The organism is Euzebya tangerina, from assembly GCF_003074135.1.
Lineage (GTDB): Bacteria > Actinomycetota > Nitriliruptoria > Euzebyales > Euzebyaceae > Euzebya > Euzebya tangerina.
Map to the genome: position 1 here is coordinate 96,069 of NZ_PPDK01000001.1, position 14,817 is coordinate 110,885.

At 71.3% G+C, this 14,817-nt stretch carries 11 protein-coding genes; 8 read left to right on the top strand and 3 right to left on the bottom strand.

Going from position 1 to position 14,817, the window contains the following annotated elements; translation table 11 throughout:
- Window positions 1–44: 44 nt before the first annotated feature.
- The 3 genes from menD to C1746_RS00510 all read right to left on the bottom strand — a co-directional run bounded on the left by menD (window position 45) and on the right by C1746_RS00510 (window position 3,828).
- Entirely contained in the window at window positions 45–1,778 is a 1,734-nt protein-coding gene (menD, locus tag C1746_RS00500; RefSeq protein WP_116712757.1) for a 2-succinyl-5-enolpyruvyl-6-hydroxy-3-cyclohexene-1-carboxylic-acid synthase, read from the bottom strand.
- 66 nt (window positions 1,779–1,844) lie between these two features.
- The gene (locus C1746_RS00505; protein ID WP_116712758.1) at window positions 1,845–2,879 is read right to left on the bottom strand and encodes an o-succinylbenzoate synthase; all 1,035 of its coding nucleotides are present in this window, start codon (window positions 2,877–2,879) and stop codon (window positions 1,845–1,847) included.
- A gap of 76 nt (window positions 2,880–2,955) precedes the next feature.
- Window positions 2,956–3,828 (bottom strand): 1,4-dihydroxy-2-naphthoate polyprenyltransferase, encoded by an 873-nt coding sequence (locus tag C1746_RS00510; RefSeq protein ID WP_116712759.1) that lies wholly within the window; start codon window positions 3,826–3,828, stop codon window positions 2,956–2,958.
- Between the two features lie 131 nt (window positions 3,829–3,959).
- Between C1746_RS00510 and C1746_RS00515 the strand changes: the two genes are divergently transcribed.
- From C1746_RS00515 to C1746_RS00550, 8 genes are all read left to right on the top strand, one after another.
- Window positions 3,960–5,150, top strand: a complete 1,191-nt coding sequence (locus C1746_RS00515) for a class I adenylate-forming enzyme family protein (RefSeq protein ID WP_205711622.1) — start codon at window positions 3,960–3,962, stop codon at window positions 5,148–5,150.
- 31 nt (window positions 5,151–5,181) lie between these two features.
- Window positions 5,182–5,439, top strand: a complete 258-nt coding sequence (locus tag C1746_RS00520) for a hypothetical protein (RefSeq protein ID WP_116712760.1) — start codon at window positions 5,182–5,184, stop codon at window positions 5,437–5,439.
- A complete protein-coding gene (locus C1746_RS00525; protein WP_116712761.1) occupies window positions 5,417–6,532 on the top strand; it encodes a cell wall-binding repeat-containing protein in 1,116 nt (371 codons plus the stop codon). Before C1746_RS00520 ends, C1746_RS00525 begins: the two co-directional genes overlap by 23 nt.
- A 7-nt stretch (window positions 6,533–6,539) precedes the next feature.
- On the top strand, window positions 6,540–9,437 hold the full coding sequence (locus C1746_RS00530; protein WP_116712762.1) for an alpha/beta fold hydrolase: 2,898 nt from the start codon (window positions 6,540–6,542) through the stop codon (window positions 9,435–9,437).
- 94 nt (window positions 9,438–9,531) lie between these two features.
- Window positions 9,532–10,338 (top strand): ABC transporter permease, encoded by an 807-nt coding sequence (locus C1746_RS00535; RefSeq protein WP_116712763.1) that lies wholly within the window; start codon window positions 9,532–9,534, stop codon window positions 10,336–10,338.
- 101 nt (window positions 10,339–10,439) lie between these two features.
- Window positions 10,440–11,486 (top strand): NAD(P)-dependent alcohol dehydrogenase, encoded by a 1,047-nt coding sequence (locus C1746_RS00540; protein ID WP_116715507.1) that lies wholly within the window; start codon window positions 10,440–10,442, stop codon window positions 11,484–11,486.
- Window positions 11,487–11,565: 79 nt separating this feature from the next.
- Window positions 11,566–12,792 (top strand): bifunctional alpha/beta hydrolase/OsmC family protein, encoded by a 1,227-nt coding sequence (locus tag C1746_RS00545; protein WP_116712764.1) that lies wholly within the window; start codon window positions 11,566–11,568, stop codon window positions 12,790–12,792.
- Window positions 12,789–14,792, top strand: a complete 2,004-nt coding sequence (locus tag C1746_RS00550; RefSeq protein ID WP_116712765.1) for an FUSC family protein — start codon at window positions 12,789–12,791, stop codon at window positions 14,790–14,792. Before C1746_RS00545 ends, C1746_RS00550 begins: the two co-directional genes overlap by 4 nt.
- Window positions 14,793–14,817 lie beyond the last annotated feature (25 nt).

Here is a 14,817-nt window from a genome sequence, read left to right on the forward strand (position 1 = left end):
CCCGACCACACACGCCGAGCTATTCACGGGCCGCGCCACTTCTGTCAGACGCTCGTCAGGGCAGCCGCCACCGCATCTCGGATCGTGTGGTACCGGGCTGACTCTGTCGGTGTGTCGGTGGTGACCTCGATCAGAGTGATGCCCGGCGTCGCCCAGGCGTCCGCCATGGCCCGTGCCACCTCTGTGATCGTGTCGACTGCGGTGTAACGGTGGCCCATGGTCGACGCGAGCCCCTCCAGCGGCACGCTGTGCGGGGTCGTGAACAGTCGGCGAAAGGGCGCCGCAGGCACTCGCGTGCCGTAGGGCAGCAGATGGAAGATGCCTCCGCCGTCGTTGTTGATGACCACGATCGGCAGCGGCGGGACGGGCTCGTCCGGTCCGATCACGAGGCCGGTGAGGTCGTGGATCACCGAGAGGTCACCGGCCAGGGCCACGGTCGGCCCGTCGTGGCCGAGGGCCGCCCCGACAGCGGTGGAGAGGAACCCGTCGATGCCTGACGCCCCGCGGTTGCCGAGCACCCGCAGACCCGGCCGCGGGAGCATGACCTCGTTCAGGTGTCGGATGACAAGACTGCTCGCCACCACCAGCTGACCGCCGTCGGGCACGGCTTGGGCGACCTCCCGGGTCATCCCCAACTCGCTGATCTTCGCCCCATCGAGCAACTCGTCCACGGTGGTGCCGGCTACCTGGTCGGCGGCAGCCCACGCACGGGCGAACTCCGGAGCCTGGGGCGAGGCATCGCCGAGCCAGCTGACGACAGACTCGGTGAGCCGGTGGGTCACGCTCTGTCCGGGGTCCCAGCCTCGCTGCAACGGATCGCACATGACCACGATGTCGGCGGCATCGATCATCGCCGTGATGGCACGGGACAGCACGGGCCGGCCCAGCTGGAGCACGACATCCGGCTGGTTGACGGCGAGGAAGTCCGGTGCGGAGGCCAGCCAGTGCCCGGTCCGGATCACGTCAGGACGGGTGCGCAGTCCACTGGTGGGCTCGGCGATGACGGGGATGCCGAGCCGCTCGGCTGCGTCCAGTATCCGCTCCGCCGTCTTGTCACGGGTGTCGGTGGACTGCCCGGCAAGGGCTCCCTCCCCGGCGACCACGACGGTCCGACGGCCACCGAGGAGGGTGGGCGGCACCTCCGCGGTGGTGTCCCCTGGGTCAGGAGCGATGGATCGGGAGGATTCGGTCGGGAGCGTTGTGGGTTCGCCGCCGGCGGTCGGGCCGCCGTCCAGGGTGAGTACCGCGGGCGGAGGGGGGTCCAGCAGCGGTTCGGGGAGCGGGACGTTGAGGTGGACCGGGCCCGGCCAGGGGCCGGTGGCCGCTGTCACGGCGTTCCGCACGTGGTGACCGACGTCCTCCGCCGCGGACCCGATGACGTCGTCGAACCACCGGACCGCGCGGCCATAGAGCCCGACCTGATCGATGGTCTGGTTGGCGCCCGTGCCCCGCAGCTCGACGGGCCGGTCCGCGGTCACGACGATCAGTGGCACACCGGCCGCATCCGCCTCGATCACGGCCGGGTGGTAGTTGGCCGTCGCCGTTCCGGAGGAGCAGAGGACCGCCGCAGGGCGACCGCTGCCGCGGCTCAGCCCGAGGGCGAGGAAGGCCGCCGTGCGCTCATCGATGCGGACGTGCAGGCGGAAGTCGTCCGGGCGCGCGGCGACGGCCAGGGCCAGCGGGGCGTTTCGTGAGCCGGGTGAGATCACGAAATCGGTGACCCCGGCCATGGCCAGGTGACCGATCAGGATCCGCCCGGTCTCCGGCGCGGTCAGCACATCGGCTCGATTCCGGCGCGAATGCGTCGACGCATGCGTGAGTTGTACCGGTCCGACCGGGTCACCTCACGCATGCGCAGGACCGCCCCGCGCCGAGTCCCGGTCCGAGCCAGAGGGTTCGCGCCCGCCGCTACCGTGATGCCCGTCGCTGGCTGCCGCGCCGACGGCGGCCGCCGCCGCCAGGTACCGGTCGTGGATGTCTGCGGACGGCGGCGCGGCCCACTCCTCCACCAGACCGTCGTTCACCTCGACGGGCCCGACCGGGATGCGGCCGTCCACGGGCAGCCGTGGTGCGTGGGTGACGTCCCCCTCGAGCAGGGTCGCCGTCCCCAGACCGCAGGCATACGGAAGCTCGGGCAGCGCAGCCGCGAGGGCCGCCCCGGCCGCCAGCCCGACCGAGGTCTCGATGGCCGAGGACACCACCGCCGGTAGCCCGGCCGCCTCAACCACCCGCAGCGCCCGACGGACCCCGCCCAGCGGCTGGACCTTGACGACCACGACGTCCGCAGCCTCCAGACCGGCCACCCGCAGCGGGTCCTCGGCGGTCCGGATGGACTCGTCCGCCGCCAACGGCACGTCGATCCGACGACGCACGGCCGCCATCTCCTCCAACGTCGAACAGGGCTGCTCGGCGTACTGCAGCCCACCCGCGGCGCGGTCGAGGACGCGGAGTGCCGCCACCGCCTGATCGGCGTCCCAGGCGGCGTTGGCATCGACCCGCACGTGCCCGTCGGGCCCGAGTGCGTCCCGCACGGCCTCGACTCTCGCCTCGTCATGCGCCAACGACTGCCCACGCTCGGCGACCTTCACCTTGGCGGTCCGACACCCACTGGCGCGGACCATCGCGTGGGCGCGCTCGGGGTCCATGGCTGGAACCGTGGTGTTGACCGGGATGGCGTTCCGCAGCGGGGCCGGCCAACCCTCGGTCGCCGCCTCCTGGGCCGCCCGCCACCACCAGGCCGTCACTTGTGGTGGGTACTCGGGGAAGGGCGAGAACTCCCCCCACCCCGCCTCACCTCGGATGAGCAGCGCCGTCCGGCTGTCGACGCGCCGGAAGGTCACCCGGAGGGGGATCCGGACGGCGTGGGTCTCGGTGATCACGAGGTCAGGTTCCCCACCAGGAGGTCAGGTTCCCCATCACGAGGTCAGGTTCCCCACCATGAGGTCAGGTTCCCCATCACGAGGTCAGGTTCCCCACCACGAGGCCCACGGTCAGCGCCAGGGAGAACACCAGCTGCACCCGTGCGGTGCCAGCCAGGACCTCGATCAGCTCGGGGCCCTCGGCTCCGTTGCGGACCAGCTCCAGCGGCCTGGCCGACAATGGCACCGCCACCAGCGCGAGCAGCGGCCACAACGATCCGGCCGAGAGACTGATCACACCGAGGAAGGCGAAGGCGAGCACGAACAGCAGCAGGAACAGCTGCCGGGTCGCGCCATCCCCCAGCACGACGGCCAGGGTCCGCTTGCCCGCCGGACCGTCCGTGGGGATGTCCCGCAGGTTGTTCGCGACCAGGATCGCCACGGCGAAGAAGCCGACGGGGAAGGCGGCGATGACGGCGGTCCGGACGATCCGCTCGTCCTGCACGTAGGCACTGCCCACGGTTGCAACCAGCCCGAAGAAGACGAAGACGAACAGCTCACCGAGGGCCAACGAGGCGTAGGGCTTCGGCCCACCCGAGTACCCCAGCGCGGCCAGGAAGCACAGCCCCCCAACCGCCACCAACCACCACGTGGTCGCCGCCGCCAGCGCGAGCCCCGCCACCGCCGTGACCACCAGGGACACGCCGATCGCGCGCTTCATGGCCCGGGGCTCGATGAGCCCGGAGGCGACGGCCCGACGAGGGCCCACCCGCGCCTCGGTGTCGACGCCCGCCACACCGTCGAAGTAGTCGTTGGCGTAGTTGACGGCCACCTGGACCGAGACGGCCACCACCAACGCCCCGAGCGCCCGCCACGCCACGAACGTGCTCGCAGCGGCCGTCCCGACCGCCACCGGGGCCACCGCGGCAGTCAAGGTCTTCGGCCGGGCCGCCTCGAGGTAGACGTTCACGGGCCCTCACCCGCTCGCGTGCCCCGGAGCCCCTCTGCCCCGCCCGACGAGGAGGACGTGGCCACCGGCACCCGAACGTGGTGGATTGTGGACGCGGGGCGAGTACAGGGCACCGGCGTACCGTAGCCGCCGTGCCCGACCGTTCTCCCACCTCCGCGGGGCGCCTGCTCCTGGCCGTCCCCGCGACGGCGACCGACCTGCTCCCCCACCTCGAAGCTGCCTGGGACGGCGGGCCGGCCATCCTCCCGCTGGACCCGCGACTCCCGCTGAAGCGCCGCAGCGCGTTGCTCGCCGGTGTCAATCCCGGCGCCGTGGTCAAGCCGGACGGCCCGGTCACGCTGCCGTTCGGTGTGGACGTTCCCGACGACGTGGTCGCCGTCGTGCCGACCAGCGGATCGACCGGCCACCCGAAAGCCGTCATGCTCACCCGGCATGCGCTCGAGGCAAGCGTCCGTCGCGGCCTCGACCGGACCGATGCCGACCCGGACGTCCCCTGGCTGTGCTGCCTCCCGGTCAGTCACATCGCGGGGCTGCTGGTGCTGTTGCGCGGCATCGTCACGGGCACGCCAGCGATCCTGCACGACACCTTCGACCCAGATCGCATCGCCGCGCTCGACCAACCGGTCCACCTGGCGGTGGTACCCACGATGCTCCGGCGGCTGGTTGCTGCCGGCGTGGCACCTGACCGGCACACGACGGTCTTGGTCGGGGGGGCGCGGGTCCCCGAGGTACTCCGCCAGCAGGTGCCCCACCTGACGGCGACGTACGGGATGACCGAGACAGCTGGCGGGTGCGTCTACGACGGGATCCCGCTGGCGGGCGTGGAGGTGTCGGAGAGCGACGCCGGCCGTCTCGTGATCGGTGGCCCCACGGTGATGGCCGGCTACCACCTGCCTGGCGCCGGCGTCCACGGCGACGGGATCGGGCTGACTCCGGATGGGCGCTTCGAGACCGAGGACGTCGGACGGGTTGCCCCGGACGGCACCGTGGAGGTGCTGGGCCGGGCCGACGACGTCATCATCACCGGTGGGGAGAAGGTGGTGGCCGCACAGGTCGCCGCGCGAATCGAGGAGCACCCGGCTGTCGTCGAAGCCGTCGTCATCGGCGTCCCCGACGAGGAGTGGGGCCAGCGGGTGGTGGCCGTCGTCGTCCCCGCGCAGGTCGGGGCGATCCTCTCCCTGGCGCTGCTCCGCTCCTTCGTCGCCGACGCGATGCCCCGGTACGCCGCCCCCCAGGACCTGGTCGTGACCAACACGCTTCCGCGGCTGCCGAACGGCAAGTTGGACCGCCAGAACCTCGTCCGCTCCGTCGCCGATCGGTGATCCGGTGCGCAAGGCGGTACACAATGGGGGCATGGACCATCTCGAACGCGGCCCCGCGCTGGCCAACGCCGTCGTCGTGCTGGGCTTCGTGGTCCTGATGACGGTGTTCCTGACCGACTCACCGTGGTCGGTCATCATCGGTGTCGGGACCGTCGTCGCCGCCGGGCTCTGGGCCGGACTCGCTGATGGTCACCCGGGCAGCGGCACGCCGGCCAGCGAATCCCCAGTCAGCACCACCTTGACCACCGACCAGCCAGCCGACGAGCGTGACCACGGACACACCACCTGACTCCCGTCGGAGGGTTCGGCGCCGCGATCCCGAGGACCAACAGGGGTGGGGCGACGTCCCCATCTCCTCACTCGAGCACCCCTACGTGCGGCTGCTGCAGGTCATCCTCTTCGCCCTCGTCATCGTCCTCGGGTTGAACGCGCTCGGGCTGTTGGATCCGCAGCCACTGACCGTCGACGTCACCCGGATCACCGGCGAGGACCCCGTCAGCGCCTCCGCCTCGGTGGCCCGGCAGAGCCACCCCGGCGACGCGCCCATTGTGGTCATCGCCGGCACCGAGGCGTTGGCCGACGGCGTCGTCGCAACCGGCCTCGCCGGCGCCCTCGACGCGCCCATCCTGCTGAACGGCACCGACGCGCTGGACCCGCAGATCCTCGACGTGATGCGCGAACTCGATGTCGCCGAGGCCGTCCTGATCGGTGGCGTCAACGCCCTCTCGGGGGACTTCGAGGCGACCCTCGAGGAGGACCTCGAGATCGAGGTGACCCGTCTGGCAGGCGCCTCGCGCTTCGATACCGCCGGCCTGGTCGCCGACCTGTTTGCCCAGGAGACCGACCCGGCCGAGATCAACGGGCTGCCGTCCGCACTCATCGTGCCCGCCGAGAACGTCTCAGCGGGTCTGGAAGCCGGCAGTCTGGCGGCCTCACGGGCCACCCCCCTGCCCATCCTGATCTCCCAGGAGGGTCGCCTGCCCGCGCCGACGCTGTCGGCCATCGACCGGCTCGGCATCGAGCAGCTCTTCGTCGTCCCGGCCGACGCCAGCGGCCAGGGCCAGATCGGGCAGGACTTCGACGGCCCGATCCAGATCGTCCAGGGTCGCAACGGTGCGGCCCAGATCGCGATCGACGTCCGGGACTTCCGGCCGCCACGCGTCGTGGTGGTGCCGCCGGACGACCAGGCCAGGACGCTCGTTGCCGGGCCGCTCGCGGGCCGTGAGTCCGGCGTCATCCTGACCGCCGACAGCGCCACCCAGTGGCTCGCGACCAACTGCGGCACCGTCGACGACATCTTCGTCATCGCCGAGCCCAGCATCATCGGTGATGAGTTGATCGCAGAGGCGGAGGCTGCGGCGACCCAGTGTCCGGAGGAGTAGCCCCACCGTGACCACCGTGCAGGCACTGGTGGCAGCCGCGGCCGCAGCGATCGGCCTGCTCATCCTGATCGCCGTGCTGCAGTCCGACCCATCGGTGACCGTCGAACCGCTCTCGGTCGACGTGCCCACCACCCCGGAGGCCGACGAGACCATCGCCGTGGACGCGGCGCTGTACCTGCCGGAGGAGACGCCCGCGCCGGCCATCATCCTGGCACACGGCTTCGGGTCCTCACGGGCCGCGTTGGACGGACCGGCACGGTCCTACGCCGAGGACGGGTACGTGGTCCTGGCCTACTCCGCGAGAGGGTTCGGGCGGTCCGGTGGTGTCATCGGCCTCAACGACCCACGGCGGGAGGTGGCCGACGTCACCGCCCTGGTGGACGTCCTTGCCGCCCGCGACGAGGTGGTGCAGGACGGCGTGGACGACCCACGCGTCGGAATCGGAGGGGGCAGCTACGGCGGGGGCCTGAGCCTGCTGGCGGCCACCCAGGAGCCTCGACTCGATGCGGTGGTCGCCGCGGCGGCGTGGCACAGCCTGTCACGATCGCTGGCGCCGGACGGCACCGGCGGCGGACCGGGCGTGCTGAAGGAGCAGTGGGCCAGCGTGCTGTTCACCAGCGCCGCGGTCGGCAGCTTCGCCGGAGCCGACGGGGCCGGGACGACGGACGACCCCGCGGGCGCAGGCGGCGCCCAAAGCGGCCCTGCCCCCGACCAGATCGACCTGGACGCCCTGCTCGCCGAGGCGGGCATCCAGCCCGAGGCACTCGACGGGCTGGACCTGGCCGACCTCGATCCGGCCGAGTTCGACCTCGCCGAGATCGATCTCTCGCTGTTCGCCCAACTCACACCCGATGAGGTCGACCTCAGCGACCAACCCGAACTGGCGGCGCTCAACCAGGTCGCCTGTGGTCGCTTCAGCCTGGAGATCTGCGTGCTGTACGCGCAGGCCGCCACCGTCGGACGCCTCAGCAGCGACGCCGTCGACATCCTGGACCGGGCCTCCCTCAGCGGCCGGCTGGACACCGTGACTGCGCCGACGATGCTGATCAGCGGGCTCGACGACACGCTCTTCGATCTGCGCGAGTCGGCGGACAACGCCGCCGGCCTCCAGCAGGCTGACGTGCCACTGGCCGTCCGGTGGATCAGCGGCGGCCACGGCGAGGCCAGCAGCGTCACGGCCGGTGCCGCCCGCCGGTGGTTCGACACCCACCTCCGGGGCGGCGAGGCCGGACAGCCGGTGCTCCGCTGGACCGATGCCGCATCGGGCACCCCGCAGACCAGCGAGACGCTCCCCGATGCACGTGATCAGGCCGAGCAGCGCATCTTCACGCTGGCCCCGGACGGCGGCCTGGAGCCCGGCCGGCTGGACCCCGACACCAACAGCGTCGAGCGGCCGCTCGTCCACCCACCCGGGGGTGTACCCGCGGCGCTGTCGACGCTGCCCGGTCTGGGGTCGGTTGGTGGGCTGCTCCCCGGCGTCGACATCCCGGGACAGAACGCCACCTTCACCACCGCCCCGCTCACCGAGGACCTCACCGTGCTGGGGTCACCCCGGATCCGCGTCGGTGTCACGTCCGTCCAACCGCAGGCCGCCATCTTCGTCAAGCTCTACGACGTGACGCCGGGCGGCCAGACGACCCTCATCCACTCCGCCGTCAACCCGCAGCGCCTCGACGGGCCCGAGCAGACCGTTGCCGTCGAGTTGACCCCGGTCGCCTACCGCATCGTCGCCGGCAACCGCCTCCGCGTGACCGTTGCGACCACCGACCAGGGGTTTGCAACGGGACGGGAGCCGGGACTGGTGCTGCTGGCCGCGGGGCCTGACGCCACCCTCGGCCTCCCGGCCGTGCCGACCGAGGTGACCTCGGGTCTGCCGACGATCGTGCGCATCGCCATCCCGGTCCTGCTGATCGTCCTGCTCGCGCTGATCGGACGCCTGCTGACCGCCCGCCACGAGCAGCGCTTGCGTGACCGGACGGCGACGGCCGGGACGTCTGACGGCGTTCCACCGATCACCATTCGTGGGCTGGTCAAGGAGTTCGACGACGGCAAGGTGGCGGTCGACGGGTTGGACCTGACCGTCGAGCGCGGACAGGTCTTCGGCCTGCTGGGACCGAACGGGGCCGGGAAGACCACCACGATGCGGATGCTCCTGGGGTTGTCCTCCCCCACGGCAGGCGACATCCAGATCCTGGGACAGGACGTCTCGCCCGGTCACCCCGTCCTCGGCCGGGTTGGGGTCCTCGTCGAAGGTCCCGGCTTCGCGCCCTACCTGACCGGCATGCAGAACCTGGTCAGCTTCTGGCGGGCCGGCGGCCGGCCGCTGGAGGAGGCCAACCTCGACCGCGCTCTTGCCGTCGCCGACCTGGGTGCGGCGATCCACAAGCCGACGCGGACCTACAGCCACGGCATGCGCCAACGGCTGGCGATCGCACAGGCGTTGCTGGGCGATCCCGAGATCCTGGTGCTCGACGAGCCCACCGACGGGCTGGACCCGGAGCAGATCAAGGCCATGCGACGGCTGCTCGCCGAGCTCGGTGAGGAGGGACTGACCGTCCTGGTGTCCAGCCATCTGCTGAGTGAGGTGGAGCAGATGTGCACCCACGCCGCCGTGGTACGCGAGGGGAGCGTGGTGGCGGCCGGGCCGGTCAGCGAGTTGGTCGGCACGAACAGCACGCTGGTGGTGACCGCCCGGGATCTGACGCGGGCACAGGAGGTCCTGGCCGGGCTGCTGGGCGAGGATGCGGTGGCCCGTGAAGGTGAGGGGCTGGTGGTGTCGCTCAACGGATCCACCTCATCGGAGGTCATCAGCCACCTCGTGACCGAGGGGGTCGAGGTGTCGAGCGCCGCGCCGCGCGGCCGACTGGAGGACGCCTTCCTGGAACTGACGAGGGACCCCGCGTGAGAGGCGACACGATCGTGCAGATTCCACCACCTATGGGGGTTAGCCCCCGATCGTGCACACGCGGGGGGTCGCGAGGGCGAGGGGACCTCATCCCATGACGACCGAGTTGATCCGACAACTCCGCCGTCGACGCACCCTCTTCGGCCTGCTCGGCATCGCCAGCGTCCCGGTCCTCCTGGCGCTCGCGTTCTACTTCACCTCCGGCGACGGCGGCGGAGGGGGCGGCGGGGACCCCACCGGCCTGTTCGACCTGGCCCGGCAGTCGGGCCTGAACTTCACCATCATGAGCGTCGCGGCGGTCAGCCCGTTCCTGCTGCTCTCCGTCATCGCGCTGTTCACTGGGGACACGGTCTCGAGCGAGGCCGGCTGGTCGTCGCTGCGGTACCTGCTGACGCGGCCGGTCAACCGGTCCCGGCTGCTCGGCCGCAAGCTGGTCGTGGGCCTCCAACTCTCGGTCTTGGCGGCGGTGGTGATGACCATCTCGGCGGCCGTCTGTGGGCTGATCGCGTTCGGCGGCGGCGGCATGATCACCCCCTTCGGCAATCTGGCCGTCGCTGAGGCCGTTGGCCGGATCGTGCTGATCCTGGCCTACATCCTGTGGTCAGCGGCCTGGGTGGCCTGTCTGGCCTTCGCGCTCTCGACCGTGACCGACGAGCCGGTCGGCGCCGTCGCCGGGACCATCGTGATCGTCATCGTGGTGCAGATCCTCGACAACATCACGGCATTGGGGTCGATCAGGGACTACCTGCCCGTCCACGAGGCGAACGCGTGGCTGGGCCTGCTGGCCGACCCTCCCCGGTACGCCGACCTGGTGCGTGGGATGTGGCTGCAGGTGCCCTACATCATCGTGATCCTGGGGCTGGCCTGGCGCCACTTCCTCCGCAAGGACGTCCTCAGCTGATCCATGGGGTGCGGGCGGATGATTGCCAACCCGGCGCCCCGGTTACGGCATAGGTGAGGGGCCGTCAGCCCGTGAAGGTCCCCGATCCCCCGGAGGAGACCATGCGCGCACTGCAGCTACCTGATTGGAAGTCCGATCCGAAGCTCGTGGAGGTGGACCAGCCCGAGCCCGGGCCCGGGGAGGTCGTGGTGAAGATCGGCGGGTCAGGAGCCTGCCACTCCGACCTCCACTTGATGCACGACTTCGAGGGTGAAGAGCTGCCGTGGTCTCCGCCCTTCACATTGGGTCACGAGAACGCCGGGTGGGTCGATACCGTCGGCGATGGCGTGTCCGCGGTCGAGGTCGGACAAGCTGTTGCGGTCTACGGTCCGTGGGGCTGCGGCAGGTGCCCGCGCTGTCGGGTCGGTGTGGAGAACTACTGCGAGAATCCCGAAGCGGCGCCGATCCCCGGCGGGGGTGGCGGCCTCGGCCTGGACGGCGGTATGGCCGAGTTCATGCTCGTCCCGCACGAGCGGCTGCTGGTGCCGCTGCCTGACGGCCTCGAACCGGCGGTGGCGGCCCCGCTGTCCGACGCTGGCCTGACGCCGTACCACGCCATCAGGCGGTCGCTCCCACGGCTGCTCCCCAACACCCACACGGTCGCGATCGGGCTCGGCGGTCTTGGGCACGTCGGTGTGCAGATGCTGTCAGCCATGTCAGCCACGACCATCATCGCCGTGGATCTCAAGGAGGAGGCGCTTGCCGGCGCCGAGGCGGACGGCGCGCACGTCACCATCCTCTCCGACGACGGTGCCGCCGAGGAGATCATGACGGCGACCGGCGGCAAGGGGGCCGACCTCGTGCTGGACTTCGTGGGCGCGGACCCGACCATCGGCCTGGCGATGAGCGTCGTCAGACCGATGGGCGAGGTGACGGTCGTCGGCATCGGTGGCGGCACCTTCGAGTGGGCGTTCATGGGCGTCCCGTACGAGTCATCGCTGGCGAACACGTACTGGGGCACTCGTCCTGAGCTCATCGAGGTGCTGAATCTCGGAGCCCGCGGACTGATCCGTCCCCGCACCACCACGTTCAGCCTCGACGACGCAGTCGGTGCCTACGAGCAGTTGGACGCCGGCGATCTCGACGGTCGTGCGGTGATCGTCCCCTAGGAACTGGGGCGGGGGTGGAAGCCTCGGGACCGTCGGGCGGTTAGCGTTTGCACACACCCGATCCAGGACGGTCTCCCCGATGCCCACCTCCACCACCTGCACCTTCACGAGTCCCCGTGGCCACGAGCTCCACGCGCGGCTGGACCAACCGGACGACGGCCGGCTCCGCGGGGCGGCCCTGTTCGCCCACTGCTTCACCTGCTCCAAGGACCTCAAGGTCGAGAAGCAGATCACCCAGGCCCTCACCGGTCATGGGTTCGCGGTGCTCTCCTTCGACTTCACCGGTCTCGGCCGCAGTGGTGGAGAGTTCGCCGAGACGACGTTCTCGGCCGACGTGGAGGACCTCGTCGCGGCGGCGGCCTACCTCGAGCGCGAGGTGGCGCCGACCACGCTGCTGGTCGGGCACTCCTTGGGCGGGGCAGCCGTCCTGACAGCGGCTCCGCGGATCGACTCGGTCAGCGCCGTCGCCACGATCGGCGCACCGTCGGATCCGACGCACGTCGAGCACCTGCTGTCCGGTGGCCTGGATGAGATCCTCGCCGAAGGGGAGGGGGAGGTCACGATCGCCGGTCGGAACTTCACGATCGGCAAGTCCTTCGTCCACGACCTGGCCACCCACCGGCTGACCGAGCAGCTGCCCGAGCTGGGCCGTGCGCTGCTGGTGATGCACTCCCCTCTGGATCAGACGGTCGGCGTCGACAACGCCCGTGAGATCTACGACGCCGCCAAACATCCGAAGAGCTTCGTGTCGCTGGACCGTGCCGACCATCTGCTGAGCGACCCCATGGATGCCCGGTACGCCGCGCAGGTCATCGCCGCCTGGGCCGAGCGGTATCTGCCCGAATCAGCGATCAGGGACGGCGAGGAGGAGAAGCGGGACTACAGCGCCGACGGGGCGATCTCGACCACGGGAACCGAACTGGCCACGGACGTCGAGTCCCGGGGGTTCACCCTGCGGGTCGACGAACCGGCGTCCGTGGGAGGCACGGAGACCGGGCCCACTCCCTACGACTACCTGGCGACGGCCCTGGCCTCCTGCACGACTCTGACGATCCGGATCTACGCCGACCGGAAGGGCTACCAGCTCGAGTCGGTGACGGCGTCAGTTGACTACGACCGGGTGCACGCCAAGGACTGCGAGCGGTGCGAGCACCAATCCGGTCGGATCGAGCGGTTCACGAAGGTCATCACGCTGGAGGGCGCGCTGTCGGATGACGAGCGGGCAGACCTGCTGCGGGTGGCCGACAAGTGCCCGGTCCACAAGACGCTCCACGGCCAGATCGAGGTGTTCAGCAGCCTCGCATGAGCGTTCCGGCGCGCCCGCCGTTGCGCCGCCTGGCCGACCGGCTGCGTGCGGCCGACCCGGGCTTCGCTCGTGCCCGGTCCGTCGTCCGGTCGTTGGTGGCCGCGGGCCTCGGGGGCGGCATCGCGGCGGGTGTGCTGGCAGCGGCAGGGCAGCCACTGCTGCCGGCGGCCATCGCGGTGTCCGTCGGGCTGCTCGGGGTGCTGACCCTGCCTCCCGGCCTGCCGCGGCCCTGGGCCCCCGCAGCCGCGCTTGGTGCCGCCACGGCCGCGGCGGTCTCCGCGCTCCTCGGCGCCGGGCCGCTCGGGTATGCCGCCGCCATGGTGGTCACCGTCACTGCGGCGTGGGCTTCCCGGTGGGGTCCGGTCGGCGTGTCCGCGGGGTTCCTCGCATTCATCACCAGCTTGTTGTCCCTCCGCATCGGCTACGCCTTTGGCGACATCCCCGGTCTGCTGGTGGCGGTCATCGGCGGCGTTGCCGCGGTCGAGGTCACCGTCCGGGTGCTGCTGCCGGACAACCCGGCGGCGACCGTCCGCCGGCTGCGGGCGTCACTCCTCGCACAACTCTCGGTGCTCGTCGATGCCGTCGACCACCTCGCTGACCTGGGTCCGGGAGGGGGCCGGCAGCGACGGGCCCGCCTGCGGCTGGTCGACGTCCAGGAGACGGCGCTGCAGTTGGACGTCGTCATCGGGGTCGGAGCCTCCGAGAAGTCGGCGCCAGAACAGCGGAGCGGCGCGCTCCGGGCGGCCGTCCTGGACGCCGAGGCGCTGGCCGACCACCTGCTCTGGGCCGTCCTGACCCTGCCGCCGGACCTCACCCGTCAGGACCGCGACCACCTGGTGCAGACGCTGCGACGTGGTCGGGTGGAGTTGGACGAGGATGGTCACCCGGCGGGCCCACTCGTCCCCCGGTTGGGTGGACACGACGACCGGGTCCAGGAGGTGATCGAGCGGCTGGCCGCAGCTGCTCGCCGCTTCAGGCTGGCCGAGATCGACCTGCCGACCCGATCACCGCGCGGGACCGTCCCCGAGCCCGGCAGCGGTCGTGACGTGGCGCTGAAGACCGGTGCGGCCGCGATCCCGACGCTGCTGCTGGGGCTGGCTGTCGCCGAGACCGAGTGGTACTGGGGTGTCATCGCGGCCTACATCGTCGTGACCACGACCACCTCCCGCGGTGAGGGATTCCGCAAGGCCGTCGAGCGGCTGCTCGGAACGGTGGTCGGCGTCGTCGCAGGCATCGGAATCGCCGGGCTGCTGGCCGGCAGCGCGACCCTGGTCACGGTGGCGCTGGTCGGCGTGCTCGCGGCGATGATCTGGGTGTTCCGCGTGAACTACACGCTCTTCACGTTCGCCCTGACCATCGCGATCGCGCTGCTGTACCAGGTGACCGGCATCTTGACGACGGAGGTGATGCTGCTGCGGGTCGCGGAGACGACGATCGGGGTCGTGACCGCCTCGCTGGTGGTCGGCATCGTCCGGCCGGTCTCCAGTCGCCGCACCGTGGATGAGGCCGTCGTGACGCTCCTGCGGGCGCTGGACGACGGACTCCGGCAGGTGCAGACGACCGGCGGCCTGGCGACCGCGTGTCTGCGGGCCATCGACCAGACCGTCTCAGCCGTCCGACAGGCCACGGCACCCTTCGTGACCAGCCTGGCTCTGGCCACAGCCGACGGTCGCGCTGCCCGGTTGCTGGCCACGGCCCTGCGCGTCAGAGCGGCAGCCCTGGCCACCGCCACGCGCGACGACGTGGTGCACCCGGCGGACCTGGGGGCCCTCGCCCACCTCCGCACGCGGACGGCGGCGGTCATCGCCGGAATCGAGCGCGAACCACAGTCGGCCGACCGCCCGCTGGACCGGTCCCCGCTCCCCCCGGGTCAGACCGACGTGGGCGTCATCCTGCGAGCCATCGACGATCGGCTGGCCGGCTACGGGACGGCCCGTGACCTGGACGTCCGCGACGATCCTGGTGCCCTGGCTGCCGGCACCGGACGGGCCGAGGACTGATCGGCCCCCCGCTGCGTGTCCTCTC

Excerpts from the sequence above, each read along its gene's own strand:
- C1746_RS00520 (WP_116712760.1), top strand. The coding sequence starts at position 5,182 with ATGGACCATCTCGAACGCGGCCCCGCGCTGGCCAACGCCGTCGTCGTG.
- C1746_RS00535 (WP_116712763.1), top strand. The coding sequence starts at position 9,532 with ATGACGACCGAGTTGATCCGACAACTCCGCCGTCGACGCACCCTCTTC.
- C1746_RS00540 (WP_116715507.1), top strand. The coding sequence starts at position 10,440 with ATGCGCGCACTGCAGCTACCTGATTGGAAGTCCGATCCGAAGCTCGTG.
- C1746_RS00545 (WP_116712764.1), top strand. The coding sequence starts at position 11,566 with ATGCCCACCTCCACCACCTGCACCTTCACGAGTCCCCGTGGCCACGAG.
- C1746_RS00550 (WP_116712765.1), top strand. The coding sequence starts at position 12,789 with ATGAGCGTTCCGGCGCGCCCGCCGTTGCGCCGCCTGGCCGACCGGCTG.